Here is a 13,327-nt window from a genome sequence, read left to right on the forward strand (position 1 = left end):
GCGGGCCTGCACACGCAGACCACGGGCTTCAACAAGTACTACGGCTGGTACTACGGCTCCAAGGACAACGACCTCGGAGCATGGGCCGACAACCTGCACACGAACTCCCCCTCCCGCAGGATCGCCATGTCGGAGTACGGCGTCGGCGCCAGCACCACCCAGCACGCCCTCAACCCGCCCAAGCCGGCCCCGGGCGGATCCTGGCACCCCGAGGAGTACCAGTCGCTGTTCCACGAGGCCGCCTGGAAGCAGCTCGCCGACCGTCCCTACATCTGGGGCACGTTCGTCTGGGCCATGTTCGACTTCGCCTCCGACGGCCGCAACGAAGGGGACCGGCCCGGCATCAACGACAAGGGCCTGGTCACCCGCGACCGGCAGATCCGCAAGGACGCCTATTACTGGTACAAGGCCAACTGGGCCGACACTCCCACCCTCCACATCACCAGCCGCCGCTGGACCCAGCGCACCGACGCCACGACCGAACTGAAGGTCTACTCCAACGCGGACAGGGTCACCGCCACCCTCAACGGCGTCACCCTGTCCACGCTGAGCAGCGGCGACCGCATCTTCCGGTGGCCCAACATCACCCTCAGACCGGGCCAGAACACCGTGACGGTGACCGCGACCATCGACGGCACCACCCACACCGACAGCGTCAACTGGACCCTCGCCTGAGCCTCTCGTAGGTGTGCGGGTCACAGTGGTATGAAGAGGCTGGCGAGCACACGACGTACACGCGACGAAGCTCCGGTCGGCAGGGGAACCCCATCAAGTCGTTCTGCCGAACCGGAGCTTCGCGAGCAGGAAACCGCCGACACCCGTCATCCGCGTACGAGTCTCGCCTTCGCGTCCGGCCGTCGGCCGTCAGTGGTGGCCGCCCGCAACTGTCGGCGACCTGGAGTACACCCTCACCGGCCCCGAGGGCGCCTACCGGCTCGTCACCACGATTCTCGACCTGGACCAAAGCCCCGCCGCGGAACTTGCCGCCCACCACGCCCAGCGGATGTCAGTCCCACCCGTTGCTTGTACGCTCCAACTACTCCGGTGGAAGCCTTCCCCGAAAGGACCGGCCGACAGCTCCGAGCCCACTGCCCAGCCTGTGGAACGTCAACTGTCGTAGTTGTTGCAGTACGGCGTGGTGAGTCACTCGTCGCGTAGGAGGGCGATGACCGGCGCGAACTGTTCCATCGCTACCTCGGGGATCGTCACGAGGGAGAATCCCCAGCGGTCACGGCGGGCCAGCAGGTTCAGGGCCATTTGATCGATCGTACCCACGAGGAACGGAACCATGCGCGCCATGTCCGCGGGCGGGTAGCCGAGTTGCTTCGCCAGGGCCTCGAGGGCGGCCGGTGGATCGCTGGTCACGACGCAGGCCCAGAGCAGATGGTTCAGCAGGGGCGGACTGCTGCGGCCGGCCGCCGCGGCGCGTACCCACGCCACCTGGGCGTCCACCTTCTCGGGCAGGCCGTCCGCGTAGTCGTTCGGCCCGTTGGGGCCGAGGGGCGGGAGGATACTGACGATGTCGGCCTCCCGCCCCGCCAGCGTCAGGGTCCGGCGCCGCGCACCGCCCAGCAGAAATGCGGGAGGGGAAGGGCACGCGGGGGCGGATGCGGACGCCGCGGGGTGCCCTGCCCCGGTCCTGCCGGCGAAGACTTGCTTGACGGTGCGCACCGCGGCGGACAGCCGTTCGTACCGTGTTCCTCCGGAGTCCAGGGGTAGTTCCGTGTCCCGGTAGTCGGCCGACATCCATCCGGCGCCCAGGCCCAGGACGGCACGGTTACCGGACAGGGTGTGGACGGTCAGGATCTCCCTGGCCATGACCGCCGGGTTGCGCAGGTCGTTGTTGAGGACGTACGTGCCCAGGCGCAGCCCGGTGCTGACCGGAGCCGCGGCGGCCAGCGCGGGCACTGCGGATAGCCGCTGGTAGGTGTGGTCGGTGACGAAGAGCGCGTCGTATCCGAGGCGTTCGCAGCGGCGGACCAGGGTGAACCACTGATCGGCGGAATGCGTGAGTTCCGCCACCACGGCGAACTCGAAGGACGGTGGCATCCGTTCGTTCCTCCTTTCGTTCCTTCACGCGTACGGTGTTTGCCCGTGCTCTTGGTGTGTCAGGAGGGTCAGCCCGTGGTCCGGGCCAGAGCGGGCGCCATGCCGGGGCCGGTGCCCGCGCTGCTGGCGCGTGCATGTGCGGCTTCGTCGGCTGCCGTTCCGGGAGTGCACGCGGTGCGGAGCGACGCGTGCTCCTCCGCGCTCAGCGAATGGGAGGCACCGACCCGTGAGGGGTCGGCGCGGGCGGCAGCCGCGGAGATCCACGCCGCCGGCGCGGGGATGCCGAGGAATTTCGCGAGGGCGGTGAGTTCGCGTTCCGGGTGGTGGAGCAGGTTCTCGTAGCGCACGGCCGTCCAGTCGGCGGCGGGGAGTTCCGACAGCGCGGCGAGCCCGGCCCGGGTGACCTGTGACCACAGCTGCCCGAAGGTTGTCAGGGGGATGTCACGGGACATCAGCCGCCCGTCGCCGAACGGCGGTGTCAGGGGTTCGAGCGCTTGCCGCAGCAGGTCCGGATCCTGGGGACCCACCTGGTCGGGCGAGGAGACGCCGAGGATGCGGAGGGCGTCGTCGGCGAGGACCCGGAGCCGGCACAGGGCGTGCCGACTCATGGACAGCGCGGTGTCGGCCCCGTCCCGGCCGAGGTAGACGAAACGCGCCCCGGGGAACGCGGCCCGCAGATCCGGTACGAACTCCAGTGATCCGCCCGTGCGTTCCACGACGAGCGGGCGCCGGAACCGGGCGGCGAGCCAGGCGAAGAGACTCAGGTACTGCTCGGGCACGGGGCGCCTGGGCCAGTGCGGCAGTTCGTCGGCGAGTTCGTCGTACAGCAGGTCGGGCGTCCGGCTGAGCATGGGCAAGGTCATGTGGCAGAGCCCGGGAACACCGTCGGAGGAGTCGAAGCGTCCGCTGCCGTACGGGTAGATCAGCTCCGGGACCTCGATGCCGTCGCGGACGACGGCGTCTATGGTGGGGGCGGGCGCCATCAGCCGCCGCCAGAACTCGGTTCCGTTCTCCTCGCCGCTGAACCTCGGGTCTGCGGCGAGCAGGGCGAGGAGTTCGCTGACGCTGAGGACGTCGGGGTGGTCGCCGAGGATCTCGGACAGCAGGGTGGATCCGCAGCGGCCGGTGCTGACGATGAAGACGGGTGCCGTGGAGCGCATGGTGGGGCCTGCCTTCGGGTGTCGGGTGATTCAACGGGAAGGGGTGAGTCTGGCGGGTGCGGCCGATGTGGACGATGCCGTGGGTGCGGGGGCAGTCGTGGTTCCCGTGGGTGCGGCGGGCCCGGTGAGTCCGGTGCTCTGGGTCTCGTCCTGAATGCGGTAGAGCCGGGCGTAGACGCCGTCCATGCCCATGAGCTCCTCGTGTGTGCCCGCTTCCGCGAGTTGGCCCTTGTCGAGTACGTAGATCCGGTCGGCGTGCCGGGTGCTGATGAGCCGGTGGGAGATGAGCAGGACGGTGCGTCCGACATAGAGTTCGCGGATACCTCGGTAGAGCGTCTGCTCGGCGACGGGGTCCATGGCGGCGGTGGGTTCGTCGAGGATGACGAGCGGGGCGGCGCGGAAGAACACCCGGGCCAGTGCGAGGGACTGCCACTGACCGCCGGAAAGGTCGGTGCCGCCCGTGAAGACGCTGCCGAGCTGGGTGTCGTATCCCTCGGACAGATCCTGGACGAACGTGTCCGCACCGGCCCGGCGGGCGGCGTTGTTGATCATCGTCTGGTCGTCGAGGTCCTTCACCCGGCCGATCCCGATGTTCTCGGTGACGCTGAACAGGAAGCGTCCGAAGTCCTGGAAGAGGACGGCCACGGATTCCCGCAGCTGGTCCGCATCGACCTCGGCAATGTCTGTGCAGTCCCAGGTGATACGGCCCCGTTCCGGCTGGTAGAGGTTGCACAGCAGCTTCGCCAGGGTGGTCTTGCCCGACCCGTTCCCCCCGACGAGGGCGATCACCTCACCACGGGTCAGTTCGAGTGAGACGTCACGCAGCGCCGGCCGGGACGCCCCGGGGTAGGTGAACGACACGTTGTCGACGTGGACCGTCTCGAAGTCGTGCGGAGCCGGGATGCCTTCGGTCCGTGCCCGGGCGGAACGCAGGGTGGGCAGCAGCTGGTGGAAGTCGCGGAAGTCGTCGATGTACAGCGCGCTTTCGTACAACTGGTTGGTGCTGAGCACCAGCATCCCGAGGGCGCCGCTGAACTGGAGCATCGTCGCCGCTCCGACCGTGGCTGTGGCCAGAGGGACCCGCCCGGACAGCACGAGTTCGGCGAGCAGGACGACGCACGCCACGAGCATCGCGGTGGACAGCACACCGTTGATCATGAACCGGGACGCGGCTGTGCGGACAAGCCGGTGGAGACGGTTCTGCCTCACCCGGTGCAGGTCCTCGTTCTTGCCCCTCAGGAAAAAGGTCAGACCATAGGTGCGGACCTCGGTGGCCGAGCCACGGCTGATCAGCAGGTTGCGCAGATAGACGCTGCGCCGGTCCGGCTCGCTGAAGTCCCGGGTCATCCGGTGGACGTCCCGGGAGAACAGACTCCTGGCCAGCAGTGGCGGTACGGCCATCAGCAGCAGCAACGGCAGCAGCCAGGGCGACAGGATCGTCAGCACCCCGCTGAGACTGACCAGGGTGCTGATCGCGCCGACGAAAGCGAGCAGGTTCTGGGTGATCAGCGCTGGCCGCCCGCCCGCGGCCTGGGCCCGGGTGAGTCGGTCATGGAACGCGGGGGTGTCGAAGTGGATCGCCTCGGCGTTGACGGCCACATCGAGAACCCGCTCGGAGACGTACCAGGTCACCTTCTCCGAGAGTATGACCATGAGCGAGCCGTTCAGCAGTCCCGCGAGAGAGACCGTGATGAAGACGGCGGCGAGCGGGATCACTGTCGGCGTGATGGACGACAACGGCTGCCCCGCCGACGCGGCGGCCGACGCGGCGACCAGCACATCACCCAGCTCGACCAGCATGTACCCGGCCGCGCCGGAGGAGATCACCTGAAGCGCCAGGATCACCACGCCGAGTACGGGCGCGGCCTTGACCAGGAGATACAGGGTCCAGCCGAGGACCGCAGGCAGCCGGGCCAGACCGGGCTTCGCAACCTTCTCGTCCTCCTGCCCCCGTGTGGGGACACGCCGCATGCGGTGACGCCCACGGGACCCGAAGGTGGTTCTCCGGTGACGGCCACGGCGGGCGGGCACGCGTACGGGTGTGGGTGTGGGATGAGTATCCAATCCTGTCCAACCGTCGAGCGTCCGGTGGGCGGGTCAATGGGTCAGTGGAAGGAGCCGCCCGGGCCAGCACACGGTGCGCCGGCCTGGGCCGCTGCCGCCGCAGGGTGGGAAGCGCACTGGATCACAGGGATCCCGCGACGCTCCCCACCTCGACGACGTCGCTCCCGTCTTATTCCAGGGGATGCGAGGGATCAGAGGGCAAGGGCTTGTCTACCCCCCCGCACGCGGTGCCCTCGGTGGCTGCGGCCACAGCGGTCGCGGTGGCGGCGCCAGCGGCCACCACGAATACGCCGTCCAGCGTCGCCTCCAGCGCCGCCCCGGCAGCACCGAAGGTGACGGTCGCGAGCACGGCGCACAACGTCGGCTCGCCCGGGGCCGCGAGCAGCCCCACCCGGTCTCCGATCTCGGTGTCGGCGAACTGGGCTACGGGTGATTCCACCAGTTGGTGCATGGGATTTTCTCCATTCGTCGCTCGGGGGATCAAGAATCCGAGTACAGATTTGGATTCCGTTCCCGGAAATCCATCTTTGGTGCTGTCATTTCCGGGACAGGATTACGAGTTCGCCAGTTCGTGAATGTCTGAGGCGAACATGATCTCGGGGGTGACGGAGGCGTCATGGCTGGCCGAACGCGCTATCGCGAATTGGGCCGCCCGTGCTCCGGCAGGGGTTTCGACCCCGTGCAGCGCGAGGTTGAGCAGCGTCCGGTAGGGAATGGTCGTGGAGAGCCGTTGCATGTCCTGGGTCATTCCGATGACGGTCAGCAACTCCACCTGCGCGTCGAACAGCCCTTTGTTCATCCGCCGGTGCGGGGCCCACACCATATGGACGAGCCTGCGTTTCTCACGGCAGATCAGCTCCCGCCAAGGCCCGGTGTCTCCGTCACCGAGGTGGAAACGGATCAGCAGATGGGAGTCGTGGACAGAGGGAACGGGCCCGAAGAAGCGGAAATTGGGCACCAGGGCGCCCATTCTGTCCAGGCGGTAAATGAACTTGGAGCTCGGGTCGATCTGACGGAGCATGCTGCAACCGGCCCAGAACGCCAGCAGCGCATAGAGGGCGGTTCGGGGGACGACAGGGGGTGGTGTCCTCATGCCGAAGCACTCCCGTCGCGTGAAACGGTCGAAGCGGGTGAACCGCCTCGGTCCGGGCCTGGATCCGGGCCTGGGTCCCGGGGAACCCTGTCAAGGGCCCACACGATCGCTTCGGCGACCGTCTCGGCGTGGTCGCGGTCGACGAGCAGGGAATTATGGGTGGCCTTCGCGACGGAGTACGAGCGGGTGACGTCGGACAGCAGCGCGAGATCACGCTGGTACTCGGCGAACCCTGGCGTGTACTCCAAACCCGTGGCCGCGCTGACGATCGCCACCGGCCAGGATGCGGGCAGGTCCGCCCGGTCGCAGGCTGCGGCCCACTCCCGGCTCAGTGCGAGTTCGCGCCGGGCTGCACGCAGGGAGCCGAGCCGGGTCATGGCCTTCACCGTCGGAGCGACCAGAGCGGGCGGCATGGAGAGCAACTCCGCGGTGACGCCTGCGTCTGCCGTCAGACCCAGGGCGGCACGCGCGATCCACCGGTCCAGTCGCCGGAATGTCGACCCGAGGCCGTGATGGAAGGCGGAACCCGACAGTTCGGCGGGGTGGGTGGCATCCACTAGTACCAAGCCCGCCGTCAGCTCGGGGTGTCGTTCCGCGAAGAGACGGACCAGCAGGCCGCCGAGCGAGTGCCCGACGAGAAGATAGGGGGGCGGTGCGCCCGCTGCCTTCAGCAGCGAGAGCAGTTGGTCCGGGTGACGGGCGCTGTCCCGCGCCCCCTTGGCCGGCTGGCTCCAGCCGATGCCGGGCCGGTCGTAGGCCACGAGGCGACACTCGCTCGGCAGATGGTCGAAGAGCCAGTACCACATCGTCGCCGGGTTCCCCAGGCCGCTCTCGAACACGACCGTCGGCGCCTGTGAGCCCTTGCTCTCCATCACATGCGTCGGCCTGCCGTCGACCTGGACCAGCCGCCCGGGCGGGAAGTTACGCGAGTCGGGTCCGATCAGTTCCCGAACGGCTATCCCGGCCGCAGTGGCCGCCAGAGCACCGAGCACCAGGCGATCGGCCCGGCCGGCGCCGTCCCCGCTCCGGGGGCCGATGACGGCACCGCGCGGGGTGTGTCGGGCGCTCATGAGTCGTCCCGCCCGCGCAGCGCCCGCGACACGTACGCGACCGCCGGGTACGTGCCGCTGAACGCCCAGATGAAGCGGTTCAGGCCCATGAACTTCCCATTGGCCAGATGGAACACCGCGCCTGTGGCCAGCACACCCTCGGCCACCCACCGGGGAGCGAACAGCACGAGGGGGAAAGAGAGTTCACCGAGGATGACCGTCCAGGCCAGCACGACGGCGAGATCCGGATACCGTTTGAGCAGTCCGTACAGTGCGGCGTCCCCGTACGCGTCCGTGCGGAAGATCCCGGTGACCGCGGAACCGTCCCGCCACACCGGGGAGACGAGTTTGACGGTGCCGGCGCTCACATAGGACACACAGGCCTGGAACGCCACGAAGCGTAGACATGCCTCTCGCGCCCGGGTGTCGTGGGGGAACGCCTTCTCCAACAGGCTAGCGACAAAGGTGATCTGCGACATCTGGTCCGAGCCGTCACCGCCGTAGTGGTGCCGAAGGTCCATTCCGGAACCGGTGGCGACGATAGCCGTCAGCAGGAGCGCGCGTTCCTTCGGGCCCGGGCTGCCGAACAGCAGCCGGGCGGCGGCCAGGAAACGTATGTGGGGAATTACGACAACGTTGGGGTATTCGAGAAGTTTCCCGATCTGCTTGCGAGGAAATCGCTGGCTGGACTGATGTCGGGTGCGGTGGATCGGCCACGAGAACATGCCGTCGTCGTCGAGTTCGCCGGAGCGCGCAATCTGCTCAAGGGCTCCGATCATGGCCCCGACCGCGCTGATCTTCTCCATCCGGGAGAAGGCTCGGTCGATGTTTCCCGCTCCGCCCTTCTCTTCGATTTCCGTGGCGGCGTGAACGAACGCCGGCGCCACGGCTCCGGCCATCAACCTCAATCTTCGGAGCACCGTTCTCCCTTCACTGACACAGGCGGGCACAATACGCGAGGAGGGGGACGCCGGCGGATTTTTTGGAATGCCGATACGGAGGGCTATCGAGATCCGGTTAACCGCGCCTCATCCGAGGTCGTCGGACACCGTCGGATGAAAGGGGAAGAGCCACCTGAAACACGCATCTGCTGCCGCACCAGGGCTTCGGTCGCCTTAGAGGGCGTTGATCTGCGGGCAGCGTATAGATCACGCCAGGACGGGACCAGGGTTAAACATCCCAACTCTCAAGTAACTATGTGGTCTCGGGCCCTCGCAGGGCTCAGAGGTCGTTCTGTCCGGCCCTCGCCGACCTGGGCGCCGCTCTGCACGCGCCGCGGTTCCTGCCACGGTGAGCCAGCCACCGACCGTGCCGTCAGAGTTCTGCGCGTCCCCGTACGGGTGGGGCTGCCTGGACCACGAGCACTCCCCAGGCCATCGGCCGGCTACGTCGTTTCGCGTTGGATAACGGCGAGGATGTCGTTCGCGCCGGGCCCACCCGGCGCTGCCGGGGCCGCAGCGCCAGCCATCGAGAGGATGCGTGTGGTGAGATTGCTGGCTGCCGTGGTGAGGTCCATCCCGATGGTGGTCAGGGCCGGTACGGCGAGCGAGCTCACCGGGAGGTCGTCGACGCCGATGAGCGCCAGGTCGTCCGGGATCGCGATGTGCTGCGTGCGGCAGCTCGCCAGGACGGCGAGGGCGATCAGATCGTTGAAGGCGGCGACCGCTGTGACGGGGGTGGCGTCCTGCGTCCACTCCGCGACGGCATCCTGGGCGCTGGCACGCGAATAGCGCATGTTGACAACGTGCGGCGATGGCAGCCCCAGGTCGTTGCATGCCCGGGTGGCCCCCTGCAGGCGGGGCAGGCAGAAGGGGCGCTCTCGGGGGTCGTCCAGTGCGGCGTATCCGATGTGCCGGTGCCCGCGTGCCGCGAGGTGCTCGATCTGCAGGCGTCCGACATCTTCCTGACGAAGTCCGGTCAGACCGGCACCAGCTGGCATGATCACGCCGTCGAGCAACGGGATTTCGGCTCGACGCAGTGACTGCGTATCGGCGGGCGGCAGGTCACCGAATGCGATGACCACCGCCGGTTGGACGTGCTGCCACAGTTCGGCCAGCGGCGTGGTCGTGCCGGCGTGGTGCAGGTATACGCAGGTGTAGCCGGCCTCGCCCAGGGAGCGGCCGAGGGCCAGTTTGAACTGCTCCATGGCCTCGGCGACGGGGAGATCCGGCACGACGCAGAGCACGACGTTGCTCCGGCCCTTGCGCAGCGCACGGCCGGCTCCCGAGGGTACGTAGCCGAGACGCTCCGCCGTCTCCAGCACGCGGCGGCGGGTCTCCGCGGAGAGGCCGTGCTCCTCCCTGCCGTTGAGTACGAAGCTCACGGTGGTCTGTGAGACCCCGGCTTCTCGCGCCACGTCCTTGCTGGTGACCCTCGGCAACGCCCCTCCCCAACCAACCCTTGCTACACCTTCCGACGCAGGCTATGGTACGGCAATCGGCGGTCTAATACGTATTAGACCGCCGCTTCGGTAGCCGTAATGGCCTGTAGGGGGACGCCCCACATCCGCTTTCCCTGAGCCGCCCACCCTGGTCGAACACCGTCCCCATGCGCGCCGACGGGGTGGAATCACATGAAGAGAGATCTGTCATGGACGACACGATCCCCGTCAGCACCGACCCGACGCCCGGTCGCGTTGCATTCCCCGCCGATCCGGTCCGCCTTCCCCGCCTGCTCGCATTCGTGTTCCCAGCGACCACCGCGGCGTATGCCTTGTTCAACGCCATCGGGGTGATTCTCCTCCCCGCACAGGTGGCGCGACTCGCCCCCGACTCCAAGGTCGGTGTCCTGGCGCTGCTGACCACGCTGGCCGCAGTGGCCTCGATGATCGCCCTTCCCACCGGAGGAGCGCTGTCGGACCGCACACGGTCCCGGTTCGGACGACGCGCCCCCTGGCTGATGGTGATGGCCTGCGCCTCCGCGCCTCTGACGATCGCCATGGGCCTCAGCAACTCACTGGTCGTCCTCGCGATCCTGCTCACAGTCCTGTGGTTCACCATGAACTTCTACGGAGGGGCGATCGCAGCGATCCTGCCCGACCGCGTGCCCGTGGCCCGCCGCGGCATCGCCTCTGCGGTCATCGGTCTGGGCACGCCCGTGGGCATCCTCCTCGGCGTCAACCTGGCCAGCCGAGTCAGCCAGGTCTGGGCCTACACAAGCCTCGCGCTGGTGCTGCTCGTCACGACGCTCGCCCTCGTGGCCGGTGCGCGCGAACCGTCCTCGCTCGACCTGGCCACGGAAAGACCGAGGGAACGTGGCAACGCGGCCGCGGCTGTCCGGGCGTTCTTCCGCGCGTTCGGCCACCGCGACTTCGCCCTGGCCTTCGCCAGCCGGTTCGGCCTGTTCCTGGCCTATTTCACGGTCTCCGGCTACCTGTTCTTCGCCGTGCAGGACTACGTCGGGGCTGAGAACGTCCCCGGCGGCAACGTCGCCGTCGCGGTGAGCACCCTCTCGACGGTGTCGTTCGGCACCTGGATCGCCGTCGCCACGCTCTGTGGCTGGCTCGCCGACAAGCTTGACCGGCGCAAGCTGTTTATCGCGATCAGCGCCATCGGGCTGGGACTGTCCCAGGTCATACCGATCGTCAGCCACAGCTGGGGCGCAATGCTCGTGTACTCCGCGGTTTCGGGCGCCGCCCTGGGCACGTACTTCGCGGTCGACCTCGCCGTCATGTCGCTGGTCCTGCCGGACAAGGAGAACGAAGGACGCGACTTCGCCATCCTCAACGTCGCCACCGGCCTGCCCCAACTCGCGGCCCCCGCCATAGCCGGCTCGCTCATCGGACTCGGCGGCTACGGCTCGCTGTTCCTGGTCAGCGGCGCGTGCGCCCTGGTCGCCGGTGCGCTGGCCATGTGCATCCGCTCGATCCGATAACCGCACGGAGCCGTCCATGACCCTGGTCACCACACCCACCGGGGTGTCGCTCAACTACGACACCTTCGGCGATCCCGACCGCCCTCCGCTGCTGCTGATCCAGGGCCTCGGGGCCCACATGCTCGGCTGGCGCGCCGACCTGTGCCGACAACTTGCCGACGAGGGCTTCCACGTCCTGCGCTTCGACAACCGGGACGTCGGCCTGTCGCAGAAGTTCCCGCAGGGCGGTTACACCCTGGCCGACATGGCGGACGACACCGCGGGCCTCCTCACCGCGCTCGACATCTCCGCCGCGCACATCGTCGGACAGTCGATGGGCGGCATGGTCGCCCAGCAGCTCGCCCTCGACCACCCCACGCGCGTGCTGAGCCTCGCCCTGATCTACACGGCGCCCAGCACGGCCTTCATCGCCGGCCGCGACCTGGTCGACGAACGTACCCAACGCCCCCGGGCCCGCGACCAGGACGAGGCGATCGCGCTGTACCTGGACAACGAAGCGGTGTGCGCCTCACCCGGATACGCCCAGGACATCGCCTGGCTGCGCGAACTCGGCGGCCAGATGTACCAGCGGAACTACGATCCCGACGGCGTCGTCCGCCAGGTGGTGGCGCTCGACAACTCTCCCGACCGTACGCCTCACCTGCACCGCATAACGATCCCCACCACGATCATGCATGGCGACGGCGACCGCTTGATCGATCCCCGCGCGTCCCGGGCCATGCACGAGCTGATCCCGGATTCGACACTGACGATCCACCACGGGATGGGCCACGAGCTTCCCCGCCCGCTGTGGCCCGAGATCGTCACCCAGATCCGGGACAACACCACAAGGGGGAGGGCCTGACATGGCCGAGGGCGCAGACATGTCCCGGACACGGCCCGCAGCCCAGCGGGTTCTGCTGATGCTCGCTGCAGCACTCATCCTGTTCGTCGGTGTAACAGCCCCGAGCCCGGCCTCGGCGGCTGACAGCCCGTTCTGCGTGGCCCGGACCACAGAGCCCGAGGTGGGACTAACCCTGGTCTCGGTCGAGCGCATCGACGCCCGCACGCAGATGTACGCGTTCCGCTCGAAGGCGGTCGGCGGCGCCATGTCGGACGGGCTTGTGCGGGTGCGTGTCATTCTGCCCGCCGACTACGACCGCTCGGCCGGCAAGCGTTACCCGGTCATGCTGCACCTGCACGGCACCAACGCCTCGCCCAGTACCTTCCCCGTCGGAGAGGTGGAGCAGGTCCTGGGCGACAATGATGTGATTTTTGTCGAGCCCGACGGTGGCCCGGCCGGCTTCTACGCCGACTGGTACGGCACCCCCGTCACCGGCCGCGATCTCTTCAACGGACCGGTGCCGTTCCCGCCCCCGGCTTGGGAGACCTTCCACATCCGCGAGCTGCTCCCGTGGTTGGACAAGACCTTCCGCACCACAGGCCGACGCGCGATCACCGGCAGTTCGATGGGCGGCTTCGGCGCGATGTCATACCCCGCCCGCAACCCGGGGGTTTTCGTCGCCGCTGGCTCCTTCTCCGGCGCTGTGGACCTCGACGCGCTGTACCCGATCGCTCCCGTCGTGATCTCCGTGGGTTGGGACCCGTGCATCTTCGGGGACCGAATCCTGCAGGCCGACAACTGGAAAGCGCACAACCCGGTCGATCTGGCTGCCGAGTTGCGCGGAGTGTCCTTGTTCGTGGCCAGCGGCAACGGGCTGGCTGGCCGCTACGACGACGCCGTGAGCGCCGTCACGGGAGCCCCCCTGGAGATCCTCATGCACCAGAGCGCCGAGAACTTCGTCGCCGCACTCGACCGGGCTCAGGTGCCCGTCACCACCTGGCTCTACGGCAACGGCACTCATGGGTCACGGTTCTACGTCTACGACGATCTGCGCCGCTTTCTGCCTCAGTCGATGAGAGCCCTCAACCACAAGTAGTCAGCGCGAGAGGCGAATTGCGCAGCGCAGTACGACGGGCCGGCGGGCGGAGGCCATGCACGAGCAGATGCCGGATGCGACGCGGGGCAACGCCACACGAGGAAGTGAGTGAAATGGCAG

Annotated in this window: 11 protein-coding genes and 1 pseudogene; 4 read left to right on the forward strand and 8 right to left on the reverse strand. The window is 68.1% G+C overall.

From position 1 onward, the window contains the following. Positions 1-675 (forward strand): annotated as a pseudogene (locus P1P70_RS06490) (glycoside hydrolase family 2 protein); the annotation flags it as partial. Between the two features lie 468 nt (positions 676-1,143). Here P1P70_RS06490 and P1P70_RS06495 read toward each other — a convergent pair. The 8 genes from P1P70_RS06495 to P1P70_RS06530 form a co-directional block, all read right to left on the reverse strand. Next, positions 1,144-2,049, reverse strand: a complete 906-nt coding sequence (locus P1P70_RS06495; protein WP_319235334.1) for a TIGR03621 family F420-dependent LLM class oxidoreductase — start codon at positions 2,047-2,049, stop codon at positions 1,144-1,146. Between the two features lie 68 nt (positions 2,050-2,117). Next, positions 2,118-3,209 (reverse strand): sulfotransferase, encoded by a 1,092-nt coding sequence (locus P1P70_RS06500; RefSeq protein WP_319235336.1) that lies wholly within the window; start codon positions 3,207-3,209, stop codon positions 2,118-2,120. 30 nt (positions 3,210-3,239) lie between these two features. Continuing rightward, entirely contained in the window at positions 3,240-5,180 is a 1,941-nt protein-coding gene (locus P1P70_RS06505) for an ABC transporter ATP-binding protein (protein WP_319235337.1), read from the reverse strand. A 262-nt stretch (positions 5,181-5,442) separates the two neighbouring features. After that, positions 5,443-5,724, reverse strand: coding sequence for a hypothetical protein (locus tag P1P70_RS06510; protein ID WP_319235338.1), 282 nt, complete (start codon positions 5,722-5,724; stop codon positions 5,443-5,445). A gap of 102 nt (positions 5,725-5,826) precedes the next feature. After that, complete coding sequence (locus tag P1P70_RS06515; protein WP_086800804.1) at positions 5,827-6,366, reverse strand: hypothetical protein; 540 nt, start codon at positions 6,364-6,366, stop codon at positions 5,827-5,829. Next, positions 6,363-7,436, reverse strand: a complete 1,074-nt coding sequence (locus tag P1P70_RS06520) for an alpha/beta fold hydrolase (protein ID WP_319117567.1) — start codon at positions 7,434-7,436, stop codon at positions 6,363-6,365. Before P1P70_RS06520 ends, P1P70_RS06515 begins: the two co-directional genes overlap by 4 nt. Then, the gene (locus P1P70_RS06525; RefSeq protein ID WP_319235340.1) at positions 7,433-8,302 is read right to left on the reverse strand and encodes a hypothetical protein; all 870 of its coding nucleotides are present in this window, start codon (positions 8,300-8,302) and stop codon (positions 7,433-7,435) included. Before P1P70_RS06525 ends, P1P70_RS06520 begins: the two co-directional genes overlap by 4 nt. A gap of 497 nt (positions 8,303-8,799) precedes the next feature. Next, positions 8,800-9,771, reverse strand: a complete 972-nt coding sequence (locus P1P70_RS06530) for a LacI family DNA-binding transcriptional regulator (protein ID WP_319117601.1) — start codon at positions 9,769-9,771, stop codon at positions 8,800-8,802. A gap of 233 nt (positions 9,772-10,004) precedes the next feature. Between P1P70_RS06530 and P1P70_RS06535 the strand changes: the two genes are divergently transcribed. From P1P70_RS06535 to P1P70_RS06545, 3 genes are read left to right on the forward strand one after another with little or no spacing between them, the layout of a single operon-like run. Beyond that, the gene (locus tag P1P70_RS06535) at positions 10,005-11,288 is read left to right on the forward strand and encodes an MFS transporter (protein ID WP_319235342.1); all 1,284 of its coding nucleotides are present in this window, start codon (positions 10,005-10,007) and stop codon (positions 11,286-11,288) included. A 16-nt stretch (positions 11,289-11,304) separates the two neighbouring features. Further along, on the forward strand, positions 11,305-12,132 hold the full coding sequence (locus tag P1P70_RS06540; protein ID WP_319235344.1) for an alpha/beta hydrolase: 828 nt from the start codon (positions 11,305-11,307) through the stop codon (positions 12,130-12,132). Position 12,133: 1 nt separating this feature from the next. Beyond that, positions 12,134-13,207: an alpha/beta hydrolase gene (locus tag P1P70_RS06545; RefSeq protein WP_319235346.1), complete on the forward strand. Its 1,074-nt coding sequence runs from the start codon at positions 12,134-12,136 to the stop codon at positions 13,205-13,207. The last annotated feature ends 120 nt before the right edge of the window (positions 13,208-13,327 follow it).

Origin of the sequence: Streptomyces sp. MB09-02B (assembly GCF_033794485.1) — a bacterium.
In the GTDB taxonomy this organism is placed as follows: domain Bacteria; phylum Actinomycetota; class Actinomycetes; order Streptomycetales; family Streptomycetaceae; genus Streptomyces.

Excerpts from the sequence above, each read along its gene's own strand:
- P1P70_RS06495 (WP_319235334.1), bottom strand. The coding sequence starts at position 2,049 with ATGCCACCGTCCTTCGAGTTCGCCGTGGTGGCGGAACTCACGCATTCC.
- P1P70_RS06500 (WP_319235336.1), bottom strand. The coding sequence starts at position 3,209 with ATGCGCTCCACGGCACCCGTCTTCATCGTCAGCACCGGCCGCTGCGGA.
- P1P70_RS06505 (WP_319235337.1), bottom strand. The coding sequence starts at position 5,180 with ATGCGGCGTGTCCCCACACGGGGGCAGGAGGACGAGAAGGTTGCGAAG.
- P1P70_RS06510 (WP_319235338.1), bottom strand. The coding sequence starts at position 5,724 with ATGCACCAACTGGTGGAATCACCCGTAGCCCAGTTCGCCGACACCGAG.
- P1P70_RS06515 (WP_086800804.1), bottom strand. The coding sequence starts at position 6,366 with ATGAGGACACCACCCCCTGTCGTCCCCCGAACCGCCCTCTATGCGCTG.
- P1P70_RS06520 (WP_319117567.1), bottom strand. The coding sequence starts at position 7,436 with ATGAGCGCCCGACACACCCCGCGCGGTGCCGTCATCGGCCCCCGGAGC.
- P1P70_RS06535 (WP_319235342.1), top strand. The coding sequence starts at position 10,005 with ATGGACGACACGATCCCCGTCAGCACCGACCCGACGCCCGGTCGCGTT.
- P1P70_RS06540 (WP_319235344.1), top strand. The coding sequence starts at position 11,305 with ATGACCCTGGTCACCACACCCACCGGGGTGTCGCTCAACTACGACACC.
- P1P70_RS06545 (WP_319235346.1), top strand. The coding sequence starts at position 12,134 with ATGGCCGAGGGCGCAGACATGTCCCGGACACGGCCCGCAGCCCAGCGG.